Origin of the sequence: Telluria sp. B2 (assembly GCF_051789535.1) — a bacterium.
GTDB lineage: Bacteria > Pseudomonadota > Gammaproteobacteria > Burkholderiales > Burkholderiaceae_D > Telluria.
Map to the genome: position 1 here is coordinate 55,866 of NZ_CP196525.1, position 23,494 is coordinate 79,359.

General features: G+C 61.3%; 19 protein-coding genes. 10 read left to right on the top strand and 9 right to left on the bottom strand.

Annotation, left to right across the window (positions count from 1 at the left end; genetic code table 11):
* The first annotated feature begins 235 nt into the window (after positions 1-235).
* The 7 genes from ACSUZJ_RS00235 to mnhG are packed head-to-tail and all read left to right on the top strand — an operon-like array spanning position 236 to position 7,228.
* Positions 236-1,132, top strand: coding sequence for a universal stress protein (locus ACSUZJ_RS00235; RefSeq protein WP_499412268.1), 897 nt, complete (start codon positions 236-238; stop codon positions 1,130-1,132).
* A gap of 51 nt (positions 1,133-1,183) precedes the next feature.
* The gene (locus tag ACSUZJ_RS00240) at positions 1,184-4,084 is read left to right on the top strand and encodes a monovalent cation/H+ antiporter subunit A (protein WP_499412270.1); all 2,901 of its coding nucleotides are present in this window, start codon (positions 1,184-1,186) and stop codon (positions 4,082-4,084) included.
* On the top strand, positions 4,084-4,428 hold the full coding sequence (locus ACSUZJ_RS00245) for a Na+/H+ antiporter subunit C (protein WP_499412271.1): 345 nt from the start codon (positions 4,084-4,086) through the stop codon (positions 4,426-4,428). Before ACSUZJ_RS00240 ends, ACSUZJ_RS00245 begins: the two co-directional genes overlap by 1 nt.
* Positions 4,425-6,080 carry a monovalent cation/H+ antiporter subunit D gene (locus ACSUZJ_RS00250; protein ID WP_499412273.1) on the top strand — a complete coding sequence of 552 codons (1,656 nt, stop codon included), beginning with the start codon at positions 4,425-4,427 and terminating at the stop codon, positions 6,078-6,080. The genes ACSUZJ_RS00245 and ACSUZJ_RS00250 overlap by 4 nt, the downstream gene beginning before the upstream one ends.
* Complete coding sequence (locus tag ACSUZJ_RS00255) at positions 6,077-6,595, top strand: Na+/H+ antiporter subunit E (RefSeq protein ID WP_499412274.1); 519 nt, start codon at positions 6,077-6,079, stop codon at positions 6,593-6,595. Before ACSUZJ_RS00250 ends, ACSUZJ_RS00255 begins: the two co-directional genes overlap by 4 nt.
* 40 nt (positions 6,596-6,635) lie before the next feature.
* The gene (locus ACSUZJ_RS00260; RefSeq protein ID WP_499416657.1) at positions 6,636-6,857 is read left to right on the top strand and encodes a K+/H+ antiporter subunit F; all 222 of its coding nucleotides are present in this window, start codon (positions 6,636-6,638) and stop codon (positions 6,855-6,857) included.
* On the top strand, positions 6,854-7,228 hold the full coding sequence (gene mnhG / locus ACSUZJ_RS00265) for a monovalent cation/H(+) antiporter subunit G (protein ID WP_499412276.1): 375 nt from the start codon (positions 6,854-6,856) through the stop codon (positions 7,226-7,228). The genes ACSUZJ_RS00260 and mnhG overlap by 4 nt, the downstream gene beginning before the upstream one ends.
* A 12-nt stretch (positions 7,229-7,240) precedes the next feature.
* Here the strand turns inward: mnhG and ACSUZJ_RS00270 are convergent, their stop codons facing one another.
* Positions 7,241-8,344, bottom strand: a complete 1,104-nt coding sequence (locus ACSUZJ_RS00270) for a FecR family protein (RefSeq protein ID WP_499412277.1) — start codon at positions 8,342-8,344, stop codon at positions 7,241-7,243.
* Positions 8,341-9,351, bottom strand: a complete 1,011-nt coding sequence (locus ACSUZJ_RS00275) for a hypothetical protein (protein ID WP_499412278.1) — start codon at positions 9,349-9,351, stop codon at positions 8,341-8,343. The genes ACSUZJ_RS00270 and ACSUZJ_RS00275 overlap by 4 nt, the downstream gene beginning before the upstream one ends.
* A gap of 255 nt (positions 9,352-9,606) precedes the next feature.
* Here ACSUZJ_RS00275 and ACSUZJ_RS00280 point away from each other — a divergent pair, with 255 nt between their 5' ends.
* The 3 genes from ACSUZJ_RS00280 to ACSUZJ_RS00290 all read left to right on the top strand — a co-directional run bounded on the left by ACSUZJ_RS00280 (position 9,607) and on the right by ACSUZJ_RS00290 (position 13,463).
* Positions 9,607-10,734: a type IV toxin-antitoxin system AbiEi family antitoxin gene (locus tag ACSUZJ_RS00280; RefSeq protein ID WP_499412279.1), complete on the top strand. Its 1,128-nt coding sequence runs from the start codon at positions 9,607-9,609 to the stop codon at positions 10,732-10,734.
* Positions 10,721-11,575, top strand: a complete 855-nt coding sequence (locus ACSUZJ_RS00285) for a nucleotidyl transferase AbiEii/AbiGii toxin family protein (RefSeq protein WP_499412281.1) — start codon at positions 10,721-10,723, stop codon at positions 11,573-11,575. The genes ACSUZJ_RS00280 and ACSUZJ_RS00285 overlap by 14 nt, the downstream gene beginning before the upstream one ends.
* 634 nt (positions 11,576-12,209) lie before the next feature.
* Positions 12,210-13,463, top strand: coding sequence for an AIPR family protein (locus tag ACSUZJ_RS00290; protein ID WP_499412282.1), 1,254 nt, complete (start codon positions 12,210-12,212; stop codon positions 13,461-13,463).
* A 1,323-nt stretch (positions 13,464-14,786) separates the two neighbouring features.
* Here the strand turns inward: ACSUZJ_RS00290 and ACSUZJ_RS00295 are convergent.
* The 7 genes from ACSUZJ_RS00295 to ssb all read right to left on the bottom strand — a co-directional run bounded on the left by ACSUZJ_RS00295 (position 14,787) and on the right by ssb (position 23,350).
* Positions 14,787-16,985, bottom strand: coding sequence for an AAA family ATPase (locus tag ACSUZJ_RS00295; RefSeq protein ID WP_499412283.1), 2,199 nt, complete (start codon positions 16,983-16,985; stop codon positions 14,787-14,789).
* A gap of 71 nt (positions 16,986-17,056) precedes the next feature.
* Positions 17,057-17,497 carry a VPA1267 family protein gene (locus tag ACSUZJ_RS00300; protein ID WP_499412284.1) on the bottom strand — a complete coding sequence of 147 codons (441 nt, stop codon included), beginning with the start codon at positions 17,495-17,497 and terminating at the stop codon, positions 17,057-17,059.
* Positions 17,497-17,931 (bottom strand): hypothetical protein, encoded by a 435-nt coding sequence (locus ACSUZJ_RS00305; RefSeq protein ID WP_499412286.1) that lies wholly within the window; start codon positions 17,929-17,931, stop codon positions 17,497-17,499. The genes ACSUZJ_RS00300 and ACSUZJ_RS00305 overlap by 1 nt, the downstream gene beginning before the upstream one ends.
* A complete protein-coding gene (locus tag ACSUZJ_RS00310; protein ID WP_499412287.1) occupies positions 17,928-19,940 on the bottom strand; it encodes an integrase in 2,013 nt (670 codons plus the stop codon). Before ACSUZJ_RS00310 ends, ACSUZJ_RS00305 begins: the two co-directional genes overlap by 4 nt.
* On the bottom strand, positions 19,937-21,475 hold the full coding sequence (locus ACSUZJ_RS00315; RefSeq protein ID WP_499412288.1) for a site-specific integrase: 1,539 nt from the start codon (positions 21,473-21,475) through the stop codon (positions 19,937-19,939). The genes ACSUZJ_RS00310 and ACSUZJ_RS00315 overlap by 4 nt, the downstream gene beginning before the upstream one ends.
* The gene (locus tag ACSUZJ_RS00320; RefSeq protein WP_499412289.1) at positions 21,459-22,718 is read right to left on the bottom strand and encodes a tyrosine-type recombinase/integrase; all 1,260 of its coding nucleotides are present in this window, start codon (positions 22,716-22,718) and stop codon (positions 21,459-21,461) included. The genes ACSUZJ_RS00315 and ACSUZJ_RS00320 overlap by 17 nt, the downstream gene beginning before the upstream one ends.
* 134 nt (positions 22,719-22,852) lie before the next feature.
* Positions 22,853-23,350, bottom strand: a complete 498-nt coding sequence (gene ssb / locus ACSUZJ_RS00325; RefSeq protein WP_499412290.1) for a single-stranded DNA-binding protein — start codon at positions 23,348-23,350, stop codon at positions 22,853-22,855.
* Between the last annotated feature and the right edge of the window lie 144 nt (positions 23,351-23,494).

The window sequence follows — 23,494 nt, forward strand, 5'->3', positions numbered from 1 at the left end:
CCGTCCGTCTCCCCTGATGACGCAAGGCCGCCGGCATGCCGGCGGCCTCCGTTCGCGCCGCGCATCCCAACAATTGTTTTATTCTATTAACAATTGTTATTACGGATACCCCCTGTCGTCCGACACTTCCGGCCCCCACCCTGGCAAGCGTTTCACAGCCCTAACGCGTTGCTGCAATCCATGCAAAAACAGTACAGTGGCGCTGGTTTTCGTCCAGTCCTGTCCGGAGGTTTGCGTGAACGACAGTATCGATGCGTCCCTGCCACGAAAGTTGCTGCTTGCCACCGATTTGAGTGCGCGTTGCGACCGTCCGCTCGAGCGCGCCAGGCAGCTCGCGGCGCAGTGGCAGGCGTCGCTCGACCTGCTGACCGTGCGCGAAGGCCCGCAGGTACCGGCCGAGGTAGTGAACTGGCTGGCCGGGCCGGACGCCAGCACCGAAGCCGAGTTCGATGCGCGGCGCGACATCGCCCGCGAATTCGAAGGCTGCGGCTTTCCCGTCAGCCTGCATTTCGCCGACGGCGACGTCGCCGACGCGATTGGGCAGGCAGCCGCGCGCCTGGACAGCGCCCTGGTCATCGCCGGCGCGGCCCGCATCAACACTCTCGGAGAAATGTTCCTCGGCTCGACCGTGGAACGGCTCGCGCGCAACCTCGGCCGTCCGCTGCTGGTGGTGCGTCAACGCGCCCGCATGCCCTACCGGCGTATCCTGGTGCCCCTCGATTTCTCCGCCGCCGCGCGCCTCGCGCTCGAGACCGCAGCCCGCCTCTTCCCCGACGCGCAACTGATCGTCTTCCATGCCCACGAGCCCGGACTGGAAGCCCTGGCCGACGCCACGTCCGCGGCAGGCGGCGGCGGTGGCGGCCTGCGCCTGCGCTGCGAGCGCTTCCTCGACAGCTGCGCGCTGGCGCCGCCGGTACGCGCGCGCATCGTGGCCGACAGCGCACCGGGCGCGCCGGAGACCGTGATCGGCCGCTACGTGCGAGAACACGCGGTCGACCTGGCCGTGCTGGGACTGCACAGCCAGGCCGGCATGTTACGATTGTTCATTGGTAGCAAGGGCGAGCAACTGTTGCGTAGCCTGGACTGCGACACCCTACTGGTCTGCACAGGAGCTTCCGATGAGAACACTTAACGCCACCACCTTCAGCAGCATGCGCCCGCCGCGCCAGGCCGGGTGACGCCGATGCTCGAACTTCTCGTCCTCCTCCCCTTCATTGGCGCCTTCGTCGCCGGCTGCATGCCGGACGGATCGCGCAACCGTCCGTTCGGCGCCGCCGGCGTGGCAACCGCGCTGGCGCTGGCCCTGGCCGTCTCCCGCTTCGACAACATCGCCGCCGGCGAGGTGCTGCGGGCACACTACGAATGGCTGCCCGCCTTCGGCCTGGACCTGGTGCTGCGCATGGACGGGCTGGCCTGGCTGTTCACCGTCATGGTGCTCGGGATCGGCCTGCTGGTGCTGCTCTACGCGCGCTACTACATGTCGCCGCGCGACCCGGTGGCGCGCTTCGTCGCCTACATGCTCGCCTTCATGGGCTCGATGCTGGGCGTGGTCCTGTCGGGCAACCTGATCCAGCTGGTGGTGTTCTGGGAACTGACCAGCCTCACGTCCTTCCTCCTGATCGGCTACTGGCAAAGCCGCAACGACGCCCGGCGCGGCGCGCGCATGGCCTTCACCGTCACCACCACCGGCGGCCTGTGCCTGCTGGCCGGCGCCCTGGTGCTCGGCCACATCGTCGGCAGCTACGACCTCGACGCGGTGCTGTCCGCGGGCGAGCGCATCCGCGCCCACGACCTCTACCTGACGGCACTGGTGCTGGTGGTGCTCGGCGCCCTGACCAAGAGCGCGCAATTCCCCTTCCACTTCTGGCTGCCGCACGCGATGGCCGCACCGACCCCGGTCTCCGCCTACCTGCACTCGGCCACCATGGTGAAAGCCGGCGTGTTCCTGCTGATCCGCCTGTGGCCGGCCCTGTCCGGCACCGAGGCCTGGACCTGGCTGGTCGGCGGCGCCGGCGTGTGCACCCTGCTGATCGGCTCCTTCTTCGCCATCTTCCAGCACGACATGAAGGGCCTGCTGGCCTACTCGACCATCAGCCACCTCGGCCTGATCACGGTATTGATGAGCATTGGCACGCCCTTGTCGGTGGTGGCTGCGGTGTTCCACACCATGAACCACGCGATCTTCAAGGCCTCGCTGTTCATGGCGGTCGGCATCGTCGACCACGAGACCGGCACGCGCGACATGCGCCTCTTGCGCGGGCTGCGCCGGGCCATGCCGTTTACCGCCGCGCTGGCGATCGTCGCCAGCGCCGCGATGGCCGGCGTGCCGCTGCTGAACGGCTTCCTGTCCAAGGAGATGTTCTTCGCCGAAACCACCCACGTAGGCGGCACCGAGGACTGGTCGATGTCGTATGCCGCGGTGGCGATGGGCATCTTCAGCGTGGCCTATTCGCTGCGCTTCATCAGCGTCTTCTTCGGGCGCTTGGCCGAGGACCTGCCGCACCGTCCGCACGAACCGCCGCGCTGGATGCGCTTCCCGGTCGAATGCCTGGTGGTGCTGTGCATCGCGGTCGGCGTCATGCCCGAGCGCGTGGTCGGCGACGTGCTGGCCGTTGCCGCGCACTCGGTGCTGGGGCCGAACATGCCGGAGTATGACCTCGGCATCTGGCACGGTTTCAATTTGCCGCTGGTGATGAGCATCGTTGCCCTGCTTGGCGGCCTCGTCTTCTACGTCGTATTGCGGCGCCGCTTCGCCCTGGCCGAACGCGACAAGGTGCCGGTGCTGCACCGCTTCAAGGGCGCCCAGGCCTACGAAAACACCCTGCTGGCGGTCTACGGCGCCTCGGCCTGGCTGCTGCGCCGCACCGGCACCCGGCGCCTGCAGCCGCAACTGCTGGTCCTGATGGCGGCGATGGTGGCCGTGCCCCTGCTGCTGGTGCGTCCGCTGCCAGGCCTGCCGATGCCGGGCGTGGAGGACATCGACATCCTGTTCGCCCTGCTGTGGCTGATCGGCGCAGCCTGTGCGCTGGGTGCGGCCTGGCAAGCCAAGTACCACCGGCTGGTGGCGCTGATCCTGGCCGGCGGCGTCGGCGTCGTGGTCAGCCTGACTTTCCTGTGGCTGTCCGCGCCGGATTTGGCGCTCACGCAATTGATGGTCGAGACGGTGACGACCGTGCTGATCCTGCTCGGCCTGCGCTGGCTGCCGCCGCGCCTGCCGCCGCCGGGCCTGGCGCCGCGCATTCCGCGCAGCGCCTGGTTCCGCCGCGCACGCGACGGCTTCATCGCGGCCGCCGGCGGCCTGGGGCTGGCCGCGGCCACCTATGCGCTGCTGTCGAGCGCCCCACCCAAGACCATCAGCGATTTTTATCTGCTGCGCGCCCTGCCAGAAGGCGGCGGCGCCAACGTCGTGAACGTGCTGCTGGTCGACTTCCGCGGCTTCGACACCCTGGGCGAGATCACCGTGCTGTCGGCGGTGGCCTTGACGGTGTATGCGCTGCTGCGGCGCTTCCGCCCGGCGCCCGAGAGCGTGGCCATTCCCGTGCAGCAGGCCAGCGACGTCGACCCGGCCGTCACCCAGGCGCCGGCGGTGCAGGCGCGCAGCGGCTACCTGATGGTGCCGGCGGTGTACCTGCGCTTCCTGCTGCCCTTCATGGGCATGATCGCGGTCTACTTCTTCATGCGCGGCCACAACCTGCCCGGCGGCGGTTTCGTCGCCGGCCTGATCTTCGCCACCGCCCTGATCGTGCAGTACATGGTGGCCGGCACCGACTGGGTCGAATCGCACCTGCGCCTGCGTCCGCACCGCTGGATCGGCTTCGGGCTGCTCACCGCCTGCCTCACGGGCCTTGGCGCCTGGCTGTTCGGCTACCCCTTCCTGACCAGCCATACCGCCCACCTCGACCTGCCGCTGGTGGGAGAAATCCACGTGCCGAGCGCCTTCGTGTTCGACCTGGGCGTGTTCCTGGTCGTGGTCGGCACCACCATGCTGATCCTGGTGGCGCTGGCCCACCAGTCGCTGCGCAGCCACCGCATGCCACCGGGCGCGACCCGCCACGCCATGCCACCGACCAAGGAGATTGCCTGATGGAACTCGTCATCGCCCTGGCCATCGGCATCGTCTTCGGCTCCGGCATCTGGCTGCTGCTGCGTCCGCGCAGCTTCCAGGTGCTCACCGGCCTGATGCTGATGTCCTATGCCGTCAACCTGTTCATCTTCATCATGGGCCGCGTCTGGCTCGACCAGCCGCCCTTCACCCCGGCCGGCACCAGGACGGACCCGTCCACCCTGGCCGATCCGCTGCCGCAGGCGCTGGTACTGACCGCCATCGTGATCGGCTTCGCCACCACGGCCCTGTACCTGGTGGTGATGATCGGCGCGCGCGGCCTGACCGGCACCGACCACGTCGACGGCGAGGAGCCGGAAGTATGAGTTTGCCGCAGCACCTCGTCATCGTCCCCATCCTGCTGCCGCTGATCTGCGGCGCGGTGCTGGCGCCCTTCACCCAGGGTGCGCACCGCTTCAAGTTCGCGCTCGGCTATGCCTCGGTGCTGGGCCAGCTCGTTTGCGCCCTGCTCCTGATGCAGCAGACCGACAGCCAGGCCTGGTCGGGCGGCATCGGCGTCTACCTTGCCGCCAACTGGGCCGCGCCTTTCGGCATCGCCCTGATGGCCGACCGCCTGTCGGCGCTGATGTTATTGCTGTGTTCCGTGCTGGCCCTGGCCGCCCTGCACTACGCGATGCAGCGCTGGAGCCGCATCGGCGTGCACTTCCACCCGCTGTTCCAGTTCCTGCTGATGGGCATCAACGGCGCCTTCCTGACGCACGACCTGTTCAACCTGTTCGTGTTCTTCGAAGTCATGCTGGCCGCCTCCTATGGCCTGGTCCTGCACGGCTACAACGCCGAGCGCCTGCGCGCAAGCATGCAGTACATCGCCGTGAACCTGGCCGCCGCCCTGCTGTTCCTGCTCGGCACCGCCCTGATCTACGCCACCACCGGCACCCTGAACATGGCCGATCTCGCCGCCCGCATCGGCGCCATGCCGGCGGAGCACAGCGGCCTGCTGAAGCTGGGCGTGACGGTGCTGGTGCTGGCTTTCCTGGCCAAGGCCGCGATGTGGCCGCTGGGCTTCTGGCTGCCCACCACCTATGCCGCCGCCTCCCCGCCGGTGGCCGCGATGCTGGTCCTGATGACCAAGGTCGGCGCCTACGTCATCCTGCGCCTGTGGCTGCTGCTGTTCTCCGAAGGGTCCAATGCCGGTTTCGGCTTCGACGCCCTGATGTGGGGCGGCATGGCCACCATCGTGTTCGGCGCGGCCGGCATGCTCTCGACCGACAGCGCCGGGCGCATGGCCGGCTACAGCGCCGTCATCTCCTCGGGCACCCTGCTGGCGGTGATCGGCTATGGCCAGGCCTCGCTGGTCACGGCGGGCCTGTACTACCTGGTCGGCTCGACCCTGGCCGTGGCCGCCTTCCTGCTGCTGATCGAACTGGTCGACCGCATCCGCACCCCGGCTGCGGCGGTACTGGCGCTGACGATGGAAGCCTGGGCCGTGGACGAAGCGGAGGCCGACGACACGCCGGGCGAGCCGCGCGGCAAGGGCGTGCCGGCAGCCATGGCTTTCCTGTCGGTCGGATTTGCCGCCTGCGCCCTGATGATCGCCGGCCTGCCGCCGCTGTCGGGCTTTGTCGCCAAGTTCGGCATGTTCCACGCGCTGCTCAATCCGGAAAGCGGCAGCATCGGGACCGCCGGCTGGACCCTGATGGCCCTGATCATCGGCTCCGGCCTGATCGCGGCCATCTCGATGCTGCGCTTCGGCGTGCGCACCTTCTGGGCCACGCCCGTGGCGACGCCGCCGCGCCTGCACCTCTCTGAGGTGGCGCCGGTCACGGCCCTGCTGCTGCTATCGCTGGCAATGACGGTGCAGGCGCGCCCGCTGTTCGACTTCCTGGGCCGCGCCAGCGCCGACATCCACCGCCCGGCCAACTACATCGAACGGGTGCTGACCGAACCGGCCGTGCCCGGCCCCGGCACCAGTCCGGTCACAGGCTCAGGCGCAAGCGCGGGCAAGGAGGCGCCATGACCCGCTGGCTTCCCTATCCCTTCGTGTCGCTGATCCTGTGCGTACTGTGGCTGCTGCTGAACCAGACCGCCGACGCCGCCAACATCCTGCTCGGCGCCCTGCTGGGGATCGTGGTGCCGCTGCTGGTGCGCAACCTGCAGCCGCTCGGCTATCCGCGCCTGCGCGCGCCGCTCACCTTCATCCGCCTGATGGGCATGGCCGGCGTCGAGATCGTGCGCTCCTGCTTCAACGTGTCGCGCATCATCCTGTTCGCCGACTACAAACAGGTCAATGCGCAGTTCATCCGCATCCCGCTGACGATCACCGATCCCTACGGGCTGGCGATGCTGTCCTGCCTGATCAACATGACCCCCGGCACGGTCTGGGTCGAGATCCTGCCCGAGCGCTACGAACTGTCGCTGCACGTGTTCGACCTGCACGACGAGCAATGGTGGATCGACACCATCAAGACGCGCTATGAACAACCCTTGATCGAGATTTTTGAAACGGAGGCGGCCCGTGGCGACCCTGCTTGAGTACTCTGTTGCCTATGCCCTGGTGTGCGTGCTGGTGGCGATGGTGTTTTGCGCCTTGCGCCTGCTGCGCGGCCCTTCGGCCCACGACCGCGTGCTCGCGCTCGACACGCTGTGGATGACCGGCATGCTGCTGGCCCTGGTGCTGGGCATCCGCTTCGGCACGCAGGTGTATTTCGAGGTCGCGGTGCTGATCGCGCTGGTCGGCTTCGTGTCGACGATTGCCATGGCCAAGTTCCTGATGCGCGGGGAGATCATCGAATGAGCGGCGTCGAAGACTTGCCCGGCTGGGCGGCGCTGGTCGTGGCGCTGCTCCTGATCCTCGGTTCGAGCATCGTCCTGATCGGCGCCCTGGGCCTGGCGCGCCTGCCGACCTTCTACCAGCGCATGCACGGGCCGGCGATCACGATCACCCTGGGCGCCGGCTGCCTCCTGATCGCGTCGATGGTGTTCTTCACGGTCGGCCAGGCACGCCTCGTGATCCACGAGGTGATCATTTCCCTCTTCCTCCTGATGACGGCGCCGGTGGTGTCGATGCTGATCATGCGCGCGGCCGTCTACCGCGACCTGCGGGCGCGCAAGGGAGAAAGCGGCGCGACCGCCGGCGGGGTCTACACGATCAGGGAAGAGAAATAAGGTCTTGCCGCCTTAGTGGATGACTGGCGGTTTCTCCTCCGTCGGCGGGGGCGGCGGCGGGACCGCGGGAGGCGGCGTCACGTCCGTATTCGCCGGGGGCGCCGGTTGCGTCTCGGGGATGGGCTGCTCGACTGGAGGGGGCACAGGCGGAAGCTCGCGCGTTGGTGTCGTGTCCGTATTGGCCGGCGGTGCCGTCCGCGGTGTCGACTGCACGGGCGGCGGCAGGTCCGGTGGTGATTCCGGCGGTGGCGGCAGGTCCGGCGGTGATTCCGGCGGTGGCGGTGGCGGCGGTTCCGGCGGTCGTCCGGGCGGTGCCGGCGGTAATGGCTCGGGCTGCGGTATGGGAGGCGGCTCGGGCTGCGCTTGCGGCAGCGTCTCCAGGCGCGGCGGCGGTTCCTGCTGCTCAGGCCTGTCCCTGTCGTGGCGCAGGATCTCCAGGAGTCCCCCGATGGCGCCGCCAACCGCGGCAGCGCCCATGGGAGAAAGGCCACCGGACGGTTGCGCGGCGGGTTGGTGGAAGTAATTCCGGGTCCACGCAATCCTGGCCATGGTCTCTTCCGGCGTCAACTGCGACACCTGGACCGCCCCCTCGCGCGTGGCGGCATACTCCATGTCCGCACCCAGGATCGCCGGGCTGGGACTGCGCATCTCGACCTCGCCCGCGATGACGGTCACGCGAGACTCCTCTTCCGCGCTCATGATGTGGACGAGACTGCGCGCCACACCGGCCATTTTCAGCCCATCTTCGAACTCCTGGCATCTGATGTTGTGGAACACCACCCGGCCGCGGAAGATCTTCATCAGCAGGCAGGCGCCCTGCTTGAACAGCGGATCGGTGTTCTCGTCGAGCTGGATGGTGCCGCCATCGTTCAACACCAGCATCGCACTGGTGCGCGGTCCGGTGGAAACGGTGTCGCCATCGGCCACGTAACTGCCGCTGCGCGCCGGCTGGCCGTTGAGATAGGCGTTCGGACCGTCGACCTTCAGCCGCGCAATCGTCCCCGCACGGATCGGCGGCAGTTCGGCCTCGGCGGAGGGCGGACTGGTCGAGGCGCAACCGCCCAGGGCGAGCGTGCAGAATGCAAGCCCGGATAACAGCAGACGAAGGGATCTCATTTTCTCTCTCCATGTTGTTCAGCGGGATAGCGTGGCGCGCCGAACAGGTCGTAGGTGCCATCCAGCTCCGCCCGCCTGACGGCGCCAGCCGGGATCCAGAACACCTTGCGCACGGCGGCATCCCAAACGATGAAGTCGCGCGTCGTCTGGTTCAGCAGGAACAAGGGTCCGGCCCCGGGAAACGCCAGCTTCTCGTCCAGGGTCAGCGTGATGCGGGGATAGGTGATGGACCGTTGCAGGACGCCGTAATCCATCGGCAGCAGGACGAGGTAGAGGACCGCCGCGATGAAGGAAGGCGCGACCAGCCAGGCGCGCCCTCGCCAGGGCAGCGTGGTGCGCCAGGTGAGATAAGCGAGTACGACAGCAAGCGCGAAGCCGAACACCAGTTCCTCGAAGGCATTGTTCAGCAGGTGCTCGTCGCGTGCCAGCAGGGCCTGCTTCAGCTTACCTGCACCGTGCTCCATCATCGCGGCGGGACAGGGCGCGCTGCCGGATTCGGCATACAACAGGTTGCCGATGCAGAGCGGATGCTGGAACTTCAGGAGGTAGGTCTCGGCATGCCAGAGAAACGCGAAGAACAGGAAGACGAAGGCCAGCAAGCGCATCCATCCCCCTGCTCCGAAACCGGGCAGGCGGCTGCGCAGAAGCGCGTGCCAGCGCTGTGCGCGGCTGCCCAGCAGATGCCGTACCACCATCGCCGCGATGACCGCCGGCCCCAGCACGGCAAGCAGGGGCAAGGCCACGTTGCTCACCGTCGAATACCCGACGACGAGAAAAAATTTCCCGCCTTCCTGGACGATATAGTGGTTATCGAAGTCGAGCACGCCTTGCAGGCCGAGCATGCTCAGGTGGGCGCGCGTGATCAGGTAACCGGTGGCGAAGAACATCGCCGTGATACTCGCCAGCGAACCGCCCAGCCACACGAGGAAGCCCTTGACCCCGGCAACGAGGCTCGCCGGCCCTTCCCTCGGAACGGAAGAGGACAACTCGGAAGGATTGTCGGCCATCACGTTCCCTGTTGATCCATCACACACAGTGCGCGATCGGGACCTGACGATGATACGGCGGCGCCGCACGCGGTCACTTTGACCTTGAGCAGACGTCGCGGAGGATGGCTGCCCGCAGGGGCGGAACAGGCATGGCTGTTTTTAGAAAGAAAAAGTTCGCCAGATCGAGGGCATGGAGGGCTGTGACCCAATGGCGCTGGGCGCAGGAATTCTCGTGTTGTTCAGTTTTAATCGCTGTTCACGATACGTGAACACATGGATTCATTTGAACACCCAGGACATTTCGTTCATAATTCAAGCCTGTTCACGTTTCGTGAAAACCTGAAAACCATGAACAACACCGCTCCGATCTCGCCAGCCAGGATGGAACTCGATCTCATCAATCGCGCCTTGTCCGAGCTACGCCAATCCCTCGACGTCCATGGCAAAGTCCTGCCTGCGAAGAACTCTCCCTGGGACGCAGTTGTCCTCCTTGAAATAGGCGGACAGCAGCTGCAGTACCAATGCGAAGTAAAGCAACGAATCGATCGGCGCGCGATTCTGCTGGACCTGAAAGCACGAGGTCTGGCCACATCGGAAGGCCTGTTGGTCACGACGCTCCTGAGCCAGGAGCTGGCAACGGCATGCCGCGAGCTGGGGCTGCAATTTATCGACACCGCAGGCAACGCGTACCTCGAAAACGGCGCTGGCTTGTATGTCTACATCAGCGGGCGCCGAGGCAAGGACCCAGGCCTTGGCAACATGGAAGGGGCAAGCATTACCCCAGCCGCCCTGCGAATGATGTTTGCATTCCTCGCTGCCCCATCCATGTTGAATGCTCCCTATCGTGAGATTGCGCCGGCGGTCCGCGTCTCCACCGGTGCTATCGGCAAGGTATTCGACGTCCTGGAAGCACGCGGCTTCATCGCAAGGGCGTCCAACGGCGACCGTGTCATCGCAGCGCCAGAACTGCTGCTGGGCGAGTGGGCCACGGGCTACCTGAGCCGCCTGAAACCGAAGCTCAAGACCTTTCGGCTCAGCGGCGTGAGCCCGAAAGAGTTCAGTGAACGGTGGAGTCCGGGTTTGCATATTTCTGCCTGGGGGGGCGAAACCGGCGCAGCGATCCATACCAGGCATCTGACGCCTGGCACCTGCACTGTGTATATCGACATGGATGAACCGAACGCCTTGCGCGACCTGGTCAGGGAGTTCAGGCTGAAGGCAGATGCGAACGGCCCCATCGAAGTCGTCGAAGCTTTCTGGAACATGAACTGCTTCACGAATACCTTCCCATCCGTGCCACTTCCCCTGATATATGCTGACCTGCTGGGCACGCACGACTCCAGGAATCTCGCCGTCGCTAAACATATCGCATCGGAGGTTCTGAACTATGTACGCAGTTAGAACGGATCGCCCGCTCAATCCCAACATCCTGGCCATCGTCAGCGCTTTGCACGCTGTCACAGCAAAACTCGGCTTCAGTTATTTCCTGGCCGGTGCTACCGCCCGTGACGTTCTGATGACCCATGTATTCGGTCTCGAAGTGCAACGAGCAACCCACGATGTGGATTTCGCGGTCGCGTTGGAAGACTGGCGTTCTTTCGATGCACTGAAGGGCGAGCTCTTGGGTACTGGCGATTTCGAACCTGCCGATGGCCGCATGCATCTGCTCCGATACAAGCCCCAGGAATTCAATAACGCTTACCCATTGGACCTGATTCCTTTTGGAGGCATTGAACAAAAACCTCACGAGATTGCCTGGCCACCCGACATGGATGTGGTCATGAACGTGACCGCCTACTCAGAAGCCTTGAAGTCGGCGCTGCAAGTTGATGTCGGCAATGGGCTTGTCGTGCCAGTGATTTCGATACCTGGACTGGCTGTGCTCAAACTGTTTGCGTGGAGCGACAGGGGGCTGGCCGAGAACAAGGATGCAAGGGACCTGTTCTTCTTACTCAGCCGTTATGCCGATGCCGGAAATGCCGGCCGCCTTTATGACGAAGCCTTTCCCATCCTTGAGGCATGCGGATTTGATCCCAGCCTGGCTGGAGCAAGGCTGCTCGGACAGGACGCGCGCCTGATACTGGAAGAGCACTCGCGCCAAGCCATCCTGGCCGTGTTGAAAGAGCCAAGAAAGCGCGACAGACTGATCATCCAGATGGTTCCGGATCGATTGGTCAACTCGGAAACAGCCTTGGCCTTGATCGAGCAATTCGAGCAAGGAATCGAGTCCGAAACGCTGTAAAACAAAAAGCCCCGCAAGCGGTGCTTGCAGAGCTTTCATGAATCAGGCTGCCTGGGTAGCGGATCAGAACGGTTATACCCACTAAAAAGTGTTGGTAGCGAACTCCGTGTGAGTGAGTGAGCCCGGATTCAAGCCCAAGGCAGGCACCAGAATGTTGGTAGCCCGCCTGAAAACACGCTTTTCATTGCAAGACAGACCTCGGAACCTCGTTTTGTGGGTGGCACTTTAGGCCCAACTTTATGCCAGGCGATCAGTTCTGCCCCGTCGCGCCACGTACGTAGGCCTCCCGCTGAAGTGGGACCGGCAACAACGACCCGAAGCCTGACTTCGCGCTCGTGTACCCGCCGTTTATCACGTCCTCGACGATCCCGCACTTGAGCTTGAGCCACGTGCGGCGGCGTCCTGGCACGTAGACCGCGCGCATGCGAGGCGAAGCGAACCGCGCAACGGCTGCATGCGCGTTGAAACCTGTCGACCGTCAATCCTCGGCATTGGATTACGACAATCATGCTTAAAGTAAAAAAGTCCTTGCGGGAAATGGACAATTAATGTAGCGTTACCCCGGCTGGCGTCATCGAGCGCACAGCATCTACAAACCAAGCTGCATCGTCAGCATTGAAAAAGGAGTACTTCTGTGGGCGAATCCGTCTATCGCGTCTGTGCGCATGAGATGCGCAAAATTTCCCATCCTGTTTTTCCTCATATCGAAAAATATTGGCTAACTGTTGCCGCAAAAGAGTTTCCGGCTGGCATCAGCACCTCGGCCAACGCGCGTGATCCAGTCGGGCTGAATCGCAGAGTGTATAAAGACGTTCGCGCGAGTCTGGACGGCAGAACATCTGAGTTAGGCACGTTTGACCTTATGAACAAGGGCATAACGATACTTGCCCTCAACGTTAAGTTGGTTGATAAAGCCAAGGGAATCATTGACATTACCATTGATAACGAAAATGGGGGCATTGTCGATGGCGCACACACGGCAGAGATCATCAAAGAAGCCAACCGCGACAAAACGACGCCTGACGAACAGTATGTCGAAGTATATGTCCGAACCGGTGTCACTCAACAACAAATTGCGGATATTGCACGCGGTCTAAATACAGGAATCCAGGTCGCGCCTCAATCAATTTACAATATCGGTGGCGTCTTTGATTGGCTTAAAGAAGAAATTGAGGACCAGCCGTATTTCAACGAGATCGCGTGGAGTGAAAGTGACGATCGCGATTACGATGTCCGCGACCTGATAAGTGTTCTTGAGGTTTTCAACATCTTTGATTTTCCAAATGATGTCAGCGTAAGCAAGCACCCCATTGCAGCCTACGAAAAATGGAGCGCACCCCTCAAGAAATTTGCTGATGACTATAAAGAACATGAAGACGATATCCGGAATAGTAAGTATTATCGTCTCCGACCGCTTTTAATTGGCGGGCTAGCTCTTTATGACCGTATCCGTCACGATTTTCATGCCTTTCACAACCGGACGGGCGGGCGTGCCGGTTTAATGAAAATTTTGGAGGAAGCTTCCGATCGACGCGGCGCCTTTGATTTTCCATTTGCACAGCTACCCGACAGCAAATACCGTCTTACCAAGGGTGCAGCCATCCCCATCCTTGCCGCGTTTCGTAATTTTGTTTACGAGACTTCTACAGGGGAAGCTGCATGGCTTGGCGGATTTGAAGCCGTCATGAAGGCTTGGGAAGAGGCTGGACCTGATTTGGTCGCCGAAACCTATCAACTCACGCAAGACGGTATCCGAAACCCGGACCAACTCGGTAAAAATCGTAAACATTGGGCGACGCTGTATATGCGGATGCAACTTCGTTTGCTGCAGGCTAAGCTTCACGAAAAGAGCGTCAAAGCACCGACTCGCCGCCGAACCAAAAAATAAGTTTATATCGCAACATTTCCCGCGTCCCTGGCTCTGCAGCTAGGGACAATTGCGGAGGTACAAAGGCCCGCCTACCGCAGACATCCCCATCCTTGAAGACATCGAAGCCTCTTGCTGATCTTGAGTCGCCACAGTTCCAAACTAGCGGTTCGGACGACTAACCTGGGCGTTCGTGTCTATCATGGCTCATCCATGTTAAAGTAAATCTTTTAGTATAGAAGGCGAAAATGCTGAGGCAGACGGAAATCTACAAAGGGCACACTATTAATGTCAACGTGAGTGATGCGCGCGGTGGCCAATATACTTGGAGCTACACTATTGACGGTGGAAACCTTGGTCGATGCGAGGATAGGCCTCTGGGTTCGGAAGAAATGCTGCTCAGTGAAGCACTAAATCACGCCAAGTATCGAATTGACACGGGCCAGATTCGCACTTCCACGGGCGAATGAGCTTCAGCAGAAATTCAGTCAGCATTCGACTGTTGAGTGAGTTCCGATGGGATGACCAATATAGCTTTCCCTGCTTCATCGCCGCACGCAATCTATACGCTCTGAGTCACGGCCGATAACTACGCTTGCGCATCGCTCACGGATTGCAGCCAACTTTGCTGGCCCTACCCCTTTAATGGCTAGGAGGACCTCGTCCGAAGCAGAAGCAATACGGTTTGGCGTGTTCAATCGGGGACCGAGCTTCATAAAGTATGGGAAAAATTTGTCGACAAGTCCCGTCTTCCCACCATGCTTACGTAAGAACCCTTTCCATTCAGGCGGCACCTCCATATCACGTAACGCTACGATTCGGTTCTCAATTGAGTCGTTAGCTTCGACAATCTTCCGAACAGCTACAAGGAACGGTAGATAGCTGTCCGCGAGCACAGGTCCAACATCTGAAGCCACCGTCGACGGTCGGGCCATCGCGGAGTCAAGCCGCCTAAAAAACTGAGCATCTTCATCAGCCCGGCCGTGGCCACCGACGAGTTCTTCAAAACTCTTAGTAATCGGAAGCCATGCTCCTTCCCATTGTTCTTGCGCGATTTTTGGCGGTGCGCCATATAAAGAGTGTGTTTGTCCGTGTCGCGACAAGACCCGTAGAGGCGTCCGAAGTTGCAGAGTTGCGTGAAATCGATACCCTTTTACCACGTCATCCATAACTTCTGCCCTCTTCATAAAATAGTATTAGGAATTGTTAGTGTAACTACTTTTTTAAGCAAAAATCGTCTTTATGGCGCGAGCACTGTCGCATATGTTCAAAGTCCTCAGCCGCAGACGAGGCAAGCGCACTGCGGGCGGGCTGGTCTATATGGGCCCTGCGGCCCATACCCCGCTAAACTGAACCTATCCGTGCCCAAAACGTGGACTGCGCTACCGTCGCAAGACAACCCTGATGCAAGTTGGCGAGGTCATCACGCAGAAGGTCTCCTAACGCAACCAGACGTGCGGTTGCCCGTGGCGGTGACACCACAGCTACGCGAGCTGCCTCCACATCGCCGATGATTATGACTTGGCTCTGAGCCCGGGTTATCGCGGTGTAAATCAACGTACGGTCGAGCAGGCGGCTACCGCTAAGGGCGACGATAACCTTGGGCCACTGCGAACCTTGGGCTTTGTGAATGGTGATGGCGTAGCCGAGCTCGAGGTGCTCCAGCATCGACTCTAGAACCGGGCGGCGCTCACCGTCGTCCCACCGCACCCAAGCCAACGCGTATCCCATTTCGCTGCCGTCCGGCTTCGTCAGACGGCGGGGCTGACGCTCAATCTCCTCCAGGGTCCCAAGGGAGCCGTTTTGTAGGCCCCAGTCCCACAAGTTCCTGGTGCAAAGAATTGGATCCCCAAGATAAAAGCCGGTGCTCGCATTGGATTGCAGTTCCTCGCTGTACACGAGCAGGGGCGCGGCGCTTATTGAGAACCGACGCTGGCAGAGCGAATTCAAGTATTTGGTGCCGTCGGCGTTACCCTTCCGCGCACTCAGGATTTGCGTTCCTTCTCTTTCCTGCTCGTATAACGAGACGACGATTTCCGCGATGGAGCTGGCCGGGCAGTGTACAAACGATATCGGCGTCTCCCCGTCCGCCGGCAGCTCAGGCCAGCGCCCGTTTCGGATGTCCAGAGCCGCGGCGGCGATGGCCCCGCCATGACGTTTCACTTGCGTGAGCTCGACCTTCGGCATGAACTCCAGGCTAACAAGCGCGTGCAGTACCAGACCCGGACCGACCGGCATCAGCTGGCTGGTGTCGCCGACGAGAAGCAGCCGGGTATGGGGCGGGAGCAGTTCACACAAGCGGTGCATTGCAATGATGTCGACCATTGATGCCTCGTCGACTACGACAACTGAAGCCCCGGCCAGGTCTTCATCACGAAAATTGACGAAGAAAGAAGCAAGGGTAGTCGCGGGTTTGCCGGTAGCTTCTGCCATGCGTTTCGCAGCCCGGCCGGACAGCGCTGCCTGGAAGATGCGAACGCCGGCGTCGTCATAAGCCGTATAAATGGCTTTCAACACGGTCGTCTTGCCGACGCCGGCGCCGCCGAGGATAAGCGCGAAACCATGGGCGATCGCGCAGTGCACTGCCTGGCGTTGCTCGACGTTCAGCGTGATCCCCTCAGCTTGTTCGTAGCTGTTCAAAAGTTCGTCGATGCGCCCACTTTTCAGAGTAGCGTCGGTTACGAGTCGAGCGGCAATGGCCTTGGCCACTGTCCTCTCCATGACCAGCGCACCCAGCGGGTGGACGTTTCCATTTTGCCCGATAACATAGCTGCCATTAGTTAGCCCGCTCTCTAGAGCTGCCATTGTCAGGGCCCGGGGTGCAGAAGCGTCTAAAACGGCCCGTGCGCGCGTTAGAAGGGCGGAGATAGGGGTGACAGTGTCTCCGCCGTCAAAAACCTGATACAGCGCCTCTTCGACGGCTGCTTGCAACCGCCGTGGATCGTCCTCTGCGACTCCGAAATGCGAGCGCGCGAACGCATCGACATGCTTCCAACCGGCTGAGAACGATAGAAGCCGGTATGGATCCTCCCTCAGCTTCTCGCCGACCTCTTTCCCGAAGTAAGCCAGGAGCTTCCGACCTGTTTTCACATCGATGCCGCTGCTGTGGAGCCACTGCAGGGTGCACGCATGCTCCTGGAGCGACCAGGCCGAGATGACTTGGCGCGCACTATCTTCGGTAAGTACACTGGTCAGCGCCTCTACGTCTGCATTGTCCAGAATCTGGTACAGCCGTTCGCCAAATGTGTCCCAAAGCTTGCGTGCTTTCACCATACCTATGCCGTGAAAATCGTTGGATTCGGCGATGAAGGTAATGATGTGCTCGCCTGACAGCCTCATGAGCGATACCTCGTCCGCCCTGATTTTCCGCTCGCGGACGAGGTACCCGTTTATCGTGCGCTCATATGACTCCGATTTGCCGCTCACCCGCCACCACTGGCCAGGCTGCACGCGAAGTTCGCCGAGCTGGGAGCCCGTAGCCATGATCACGAGGTAGCTTTTGGCATCGACGACATCGCCCGCATCATTGATTTCCGTGCTCACGAATATACATCCGCCGCGACCGTAGGGATTCTGGCTGCGGACAGACTGGACTCGAACGAGGACGGAGGGTTTCATCGTGGTAGCCGCCCGGTAGTGGAAAGGACTTCTCGGATTACCGCGTAGCGCTCCAGCTCCCGCTTTAGCTCGCTGTTCTCGGCCCGCAGGCTCGCATTTTCTTGCTCGAGGCGTCGCTGGCGTTCGGCATCGCGCGACCGACGGGCGGAACCGGGTTCGGGTAGCACTGGTGGGGTCTCGTTGGCGTCGACAGTCGTACTGGCGATCGCAGGCAATACGCCCGCTTCGCGCAAGAGTGCTTCCTTTGCCAATAGCGCGGACTTGATGCGGGGATTCTGATTCAAGGCGCTAACCGCAAATCCACACTGCACCGCGATTTCTTTCCTCGACAAGCTGCCGCGGGTCACCAGCTGCCTGAAGTCCCCGTCCGTACGGCTGGACAGCCAGACGGTGAACGCTTGAAAATTTTGCTCCGCAAGTTGCTGACCACTGGCCATTACTTCACCTCTTTGCTTCGGTCGCGTGGGGGCTTGGGCAGCGGAGCGTTCAATACGTCCAAAGTGACGCCCTTGCGCTCGGCGTTAATCGCCCACGTCACGAACTGCTCGGTCAGTAGCCGGTTCTCTGCTTCCAGCCGGTGGATTTTGGCTTGGTAGCGTTCTACCTGGGCAAGTGCGGCACGAAGTCGTTCGTCGCGAGGCTCGCCCCGAGCCCGCGGCAGCGTGCCGCGCAACGCGTCCTTCCTTAGAGAGAACGCATTGGCAATTTCGGGGTACTCGGCGAACGTGAACCTCGAATAGCGGTGGCCGGTAGCTTTCTCGACCACGCCGAGCAAAAGCTCCCAGGTGAGCTTACCCTTCCACTCATCCAACATCTCGATGACATTGGTAATGCGTTCATCGGTCAAATCGGGCGCGCGGTTCTTTTTCATGGCACCGCCTTTCCTCGCATATTCTTGACCACCTTCACAGGATGAACCTCGTCGACGCTGATGAGTGGAGCGTTTGCTACGTCTAACCTGATCCGCGCGCCATCTGGAACTTCGGGATCGTCCAAAATCGACAGCAGGGCGTTGACCCGCTCCAGTGTGTCGCTCTGGTGTTTGACCCAGGTGTCGGCGTTGTACTCTTCGTCCCCCAGGGCTTCCCGCGCCTGCTTTAACAGGTACTCGGTCTCGCCCTTGAGCATCCGGAGATTCGCTTCCTTCTGCTCCTCACCCTTGATGCATTCCTGCTCCTCGCAGTTAATGCAGTCGCGGTAGATCTGACAGGGCTCGCATGCGAAGTCGTGAGTGCACCAGCCGTACTCGGTCGTATGTGCCGCCGTCAGGCCCAACCCTTTGAACTCGCTACGCGTAACCAGGTTGCGCCGCGCGCCAGAAACTGGTTCCAGCTCGGACGTGAACCCATTCTTCAAGGCTTGGCTGATAGGCGCCTGGACTTCGTCCGAGGTCATGTGGTCGTAGGCGCGGTTCTGCTTCACGTCCTTCCGACCGGAGAATATGGCGATCTCGGCACTGCTCAACCCGCCGGTCTGCGCGAGCATATTCAGGTAGTGGCGCAGGCTATGGCTCTTGAGCTTGATTAGTGAGCCATCGTCTTCGACGTGGCCGAAACGCTCGAAGATAGACTTCCTGTCCTTGCACCTCCCTAAATGACTAGTGATAGCTGTGTAGTCGGCGCAAGTGAACATGCACAAACATGTCGCTTTCGCGGCATGCAGTTCGTTCGTTCGCATGACCGCCATCGAGTCCTTGCACAAAAGCTCGGGAGCACCGGGCACGAACGGGAACGTCGCTGGCAACATCGCAATGACAGCGAGCTCTACGTCCTTGAAAAAAAATCCAATACGGCGCCTACCTAAGTCGGTTTTGGTCAGCTTGTTGGTGCACTGGGCCCAGTTACATGCCTGGATCATGGCCGTCTCATCACCCCAAAGTACCAGTGCGATTTCAGCCGGCGTTAAGACCTCTCGGTCTCCCAGATGCTGGGCCCCCTCATGCAGATACAACTTCGTCGGATTCGCGGTGTACCACGATGCCAACCTTTGGGCGGGGGCCGTCACCTGAATGATGTTTGCGACGGCCTGCCGTGCAATGGGTGCCATTTCCGTGGGAAGCCACTTCGTGCTGTTCTCGAAGCCCTTTGATCCGGACCACCGTAGTCCGAGCTTCCCGCGATATTCGCCGTCCCCCTCGACAAGGCAGTTCCGCCGAAGCCGCAACAGTTCATTAATGCGCTCTGGAGCGCACAGCATCAGTGCGGCGTTGCTCGAAACCAGAACGTCAACGGGCTCGGCAGCCTCATAGAAAATGGCCCCGAGCGCACGAAGTGTGGCGGCAGACGGCAGCTTTGCCTGGCGCGCGGTCAGCGCCTCCTTCGAGATACGGGATCCCAGCTCCTGAGGCCCTTTCATGCCGTGTGTCCAGCGCTGGCGGAGGGTGATGAATCCATTGACGCGCATGAAATCGGCAATATACTCAAGCTGCCCGGCAATTCGGTGGGCAACCTGTGGTGATACCTGCCTCTTTGCAAGCTCGACCGCGCTGTCCAGCACTGATTCATCGACGGCCGTCGGCCGCGAGCCTTTGCTAGACGCCTGCAAGGCTGCTTCCATGCATCGAAGTGCAGCGACGCGCACACTTTGAGATGTGACAGGTCGCTTGTCCTGGAGATAGACGAGGGTCGCTTTCGCGAAGTCCAAGAATGGATGCGGCAGGCTCGGTTCGGGCTTGTGGCTGTCAGCCGCCTCCAAAGTACTGAACACCACCCGGTGGACCTTGTTCTGTCCTTTCAAGTAGCCGATATCCCAAATGTTCTTATCGAACTCCCTCTTGGCGCCGAGGACCTCCGAGTGCCTGCAGAGTTCCACGAAGGCAGCAAGATTAGCCGAGGGCTGTAGTTCGGCCCGGGACATGAAGTTGAGGACTGGCGCGCTCAAGACTCGGCTCCTGATGCCGGTTCGACCCGCTGCTGCCAAACCTGAGTACAAAGCGCGATAACCTCCTGGACCGCCCGAATGGGCTCATCGTTCACGGCTGCCATCCGATCGTCTGCAGACCATTTCTCCCGCTCGGCCAGCAACCGCGTAAGAACCTTCGCGTGCGGAGCGTCCAGCCATGGCTCGAACCGGAAGCACGTGTAGCAAGCCACTGGTTTGTTGAATGCGCAATTGCGTCCATGGCCCCCGCAGCTACCTACCGGATCTTTCGAGACTCGGAAGTCAATAATGCGGCTGCCAATAGCACCTTTGTGGGTGCTGTGCGCCTCGTCCTCGACGACTTGGCCCGTGAAGGCCCTCGCAAGCGGGGCGAGTAGTGCCCCCATGGCCTTGTCGATGTTCTCGACAATCTTCGGCGAAGCCGCCACATACACATCAACATGCTGCAGGTCCGCATGGCCCAGACGATTCGCAATGACCACTTTGCTTGCGCCTTCCTCGGCTAGCCGCGTGCCAAAGGTGTACCTGAACCTCCTGGATGTGAGGGGCATCGGCGCGAAGTCGAGTCGGGATGTCGGCGGGGCGATTTCGGTCATAAGAATGCTAAACCGCTTTGACAAGGTGCTTGGAGAGCAGTGCCCGTAAAACAAGTGCTCACTGCCCCGCAGCTGCTTGCGTGGTCCTCGAGGCATGATCAAATCTTGGGGGAAAAAGGCGCAGTTGCCGTCGTATCCCTCAGCCCTTAAACCATCGACATAGTCCGTGATGAGCCGACCCGTTTGAGGACTAATGTCGAAGAGAAGAAAGCGGCTTCGCGTGTGTTCTTCCCCGGTTTTGGCCTGCGGAAGACTCAGCTCCAACTTGTCGCCATCGAAGTCGCAAAGCTTGAGCGAGGCGTATTGAGAGATGCGCCCGCCGCAAGCTAAGAGCAACCGAGCGAGCAGAAGCACCCATAACGGAAGCTCGCCGCGGCCATACGCAGTATTGACCGCCGAATACAGCGAACTGTACTCCTCTTCGCTCAGAGGTCCTTCGACCGGATCTCGCGTCCTGACTGCCTCGCCCTTCTTGTGCCCGGGTTTCCGTCTCTCCAGCAAATATGTCGCGCACTCCGGCTCCACACCGGGCAGACCGAGGGCAACCCACTTCTGCAGCAGGCCGTTGAGTGTTCCAAGTCGGCCGACTTCATGTGCGCCCAACTTCGCTGCGTAGTTGGAGATATGCTGGGCACTGATTGCCCCTTCCGGACATGTCTGTGTTACGTCTGCAAAATGGGAGAAGGCCCCCAGCAAATTCGAGACATGTGCAGACGAGTGCCCCTTGACGAAGTGGAGCAGTGCCTGCTTGAGCGAGGGAACGAATGCGTCGAACCCGCGGTTGTACCGGCGAAAGTCGATCCGTGCATTGAACGGGCCATCGGCCCACTCCCAAAGGTCTTCCCTTGGGTCGAAGCTGCTCCCGCTGCGGGTAAACACACGCTCAGGCAAAGCGATGACAAGAGCAGTGGACCAGCCAGGTTCAGTGCTCTGCGACATCGAGTTGCTCCTGTAGTTTCAGGGAGAGTTCCCGCCCCTTGCGGCTAACGTAACGACGAGTATAAGTTGCTGCAGACTTGGAGCTATCGGTCCACCCTTGTTGTTCGTTCCGCGCCTTCTCTTCGACGGCATCCGTCAGTCCCATCATTTCAGCTTGGTCCGAGAAGCGGTCGTTCCAGGTATGGCGCAACACATGGCTCGTCAGGGTATCGGGCAAGCCCGGGCAGGCATCGCGAAGCTGCACGAAAATCTTGTCGATACTCTTCAAGGACAACGGCCGGCCGTCATCCGCCACGATGAGCTGTGGATACTTGCGGGCAGCCTTGATTTTCTTTCTCTGCTGATTGATGTAGTCCCAAACGGTCCGCATGATGGCGGGCCGCAACTCGATCTCGCGGTCGTAGGTCTTGGTACCTGGCTGAATATCACGAGGATCCTCGCTTGCGTCTGCCCGGCGGAGGATACGCAGCTTCGGGAGCCGTTGGTCAAGGTCTCGAATCTGCAGGCCGAGCAACTCGCCGCGACGCATGCCGGTTGCGAGCAAGAGCACGACAATCAGCCAGTTCCGCTGACGTACGAAGCGCCGCTTCCACGGATTTTCGGGCGAATCCGGGTGAATTACCTTCAGGAGCCGCTCCTGATCCTCCCTCGATAGTCCCTCTCGGGCTCCTAACTTGGCTCGCTTGGAAATTCGGGGCACCTCGGCACGAAATTCCTTCAGTACGCGGGCGGTTTCTATCGCCAGCCCCGCTCCCAAGGCTGGCGATAGCGTCGCGCTCACATACGTCGCCAAAAAGTCCAGATAGTCCGCCATGTACCGAAGCCGGGAAGCCTGAGTCGCCATATCGACCGCCATGATGTCCTCCCCGACCGCCGCCTTGCGACGCATCCGGATTCGTTTGATATCAATGACGTTCGATCCACGTGGTTCGTCCACGTCTTCGCAGGACAGGTCATCAAGCCGATATTGAGCAGCATCGGCCAATCGGTTGAGCTCGGGTGCCGTCAAGAACGCGCCCTGCCGTAACCGGGCGAGCAAGTCAATGCCGGCCTTGGCTAGCTCTCGGTACAGCAACGCCAACACACCGCACACGCCATGAATCGTGTTGGCGGCTCGGCCGCGCTTGCGGTACCTCGCCAAATACAGGGTAGCCTCGTGGACCGGTAGGCCGCCTGGCCGGCTCAGAACTGAGCAGCGCTCCCCGTTCCGGAACTTGACGCGCTTTGCAATGAATGTAGTCATCTACCCACCTTTTTTGTGAAGTAGGAGCTGAACGACAGCCCTACTACATCACAAAACGAAGTGTGGGTGAATAAAAAGGCCCGCATCCTTTGGGGGATGCGGGCCTTCTCAACAAAAACGCAACGAAGTAGGTTCTAGAACGGAATGTCGTCGTCCATGTCCGAGAAGTTCGGCGCCGGACGCTGCGGCTGCGGACGGGCGGCCGGGGCCGGTGGCGCCTGGCGCGGTGCCTGGCGCTGCGGTGGGGCGTCGTAGCCGCCGTCGTCCATGCCCATGTCGTTGCCGCCGCCCATGCCCTGGCGGCCGCCGAGCATTTGCATGTTCTCGGCGATGATGTCGGTGGCGTAGCGCTCGATGCCGTCCTTGTCCGTGTACTTGCGGGTCTGCAGGCGGCCTTCGACGTAGACCGAGGAACCTTTCTTCAGGTACTGGCCGACGATTTCAGCGAGACGGCCGAAGAAGGAGATGCGGTGCCATTCGGTCAGCTCTTTCTGTTCGCCGGTGTTGCGGTCTTTCGACTTGAACGAGGTCGCAACCGCGATGTTCGCGATCGCATCGCCGCTCGGCATGTAGCGGATTTCGGGATCGCGGCCCAGGTTGCCGACGATGATGACCTTGTTGACTGATGCCATGGTGTTACTCCTTCAAATTGATGTGAGCCCTGACTCTGCACATGACTAAGCGTCAGGGAACTAGGTGATGCAGCACGCTATTATGGGGCCGTTGCCGCCTGAGTTAAAGAGGATTTTTTGCGGTTCGACAAACGGTTTTGAGGG

Coding starts and splice junctions, on each gene's coding strand:
- ACSUZJ_RS00240 (WP_499412270.1), top strand. CDS start 1,184: ATGCTCGAACTTCTCGTCCTCCTCCCCTTCATTGGCGCCTTCGTCGCC.
- ACSUZJ_RS00245 (WP_499412271.1), top strand. CDS start 4,084: ATGGAACTCGTCATCGCCCTGGCCATCGGCATCGTCTTCGGCTCCGGC.
- ACSUZJ_RS00250 (WP_499412273.1), top strand. CDS start 4,425: ATGAGTTTGCCGCAGCACCTCGTCATCGTCCCCATCCTGCTGCCGCTG.
- ACSUZJ_RS00255 (WP_499412274.1), top strand. CDS start 6,077: ATGACCCGCTGGCTTCCCTATCCCTTCGTGTCGCTGATCCTGTGCGTA.
- ACSUZJ_RS00260 (WP_499416657.1), top strand. CDS start 6,636: ATGGTGTTTTGCGCCTTGCGCCTGCTGCGCGGCCCTTCGGCCCACGAC.
- mnhG (WP_499412276.1), top strand. CDS start 6,854: ATGAGCGGCGTCGAAGACTTGCCCGGCTGGGCGGCGCTGGTCGTGGCG.
- ACSUZJ_RS00270 (WP_499412277.1), bottom strand. CDS start 8,344: ATGAGATCCCTTCGTCTGCTGTTATCCGGGCTTGCATTCTGCACGCTC.
- ACSUZJ_RS00275 (WP_499412278.1), bottom strand. CDS start 9,351: ATGGCCGACAATCCTTCCGAGTTGTCCTCTTCCGTTCCGAGGGAAGGG.
- ACSUZJ_RS00280 (WP_499412279.1), top strand. CDS start 9,607: ATGGATTCATTTGAACACCCAGGACATTTCGTTCATAATTCAAGCCTG.
- ACSUZJ_RS00285 (WP_499412281.1), top strand. CDS start 10,721: ATGTACGCAGTTAGAACGGATCGCCCGCTCAATCCCAACATCCTGGCC.
- ACSUZJ_RS00300 (WP_499412284.1), bottom strand. CDS start 17,497: ATGGCCAGTGGTCAGCAACTTGCGGAGCAAAATTTTCAAGCGTTCACC.
- ACSUZJ_RS00305 (WP_499412286.1), bottom strand. CDS start 17,931: ATGAAAAAGAACCGCGCGCCCGATTTGACCGATGAACGCATTACCAAT.
- ACSUZJ_RS00315 (WP_499412288.1), bottom strand. CDS start 21,475: ATGTCGCAGAGCACTGAACCTGGCTGGTCCACTGCTCTTGTCATCGCT.
- ACSUZJ_RS00320 (WP_499412289.1), bottom strand. CDS start 22,718: ATGACTACATTCATTGCAAAGCGCGTCAAGTTCCGGAACGGGGAGCGC.
- ssb (WP_499412290.1), bottom strand. CDS start 23,350: ATGGCATCAGTCAACAAGGTCATCATCGTCGGCAACCTGGGCCGCGAT.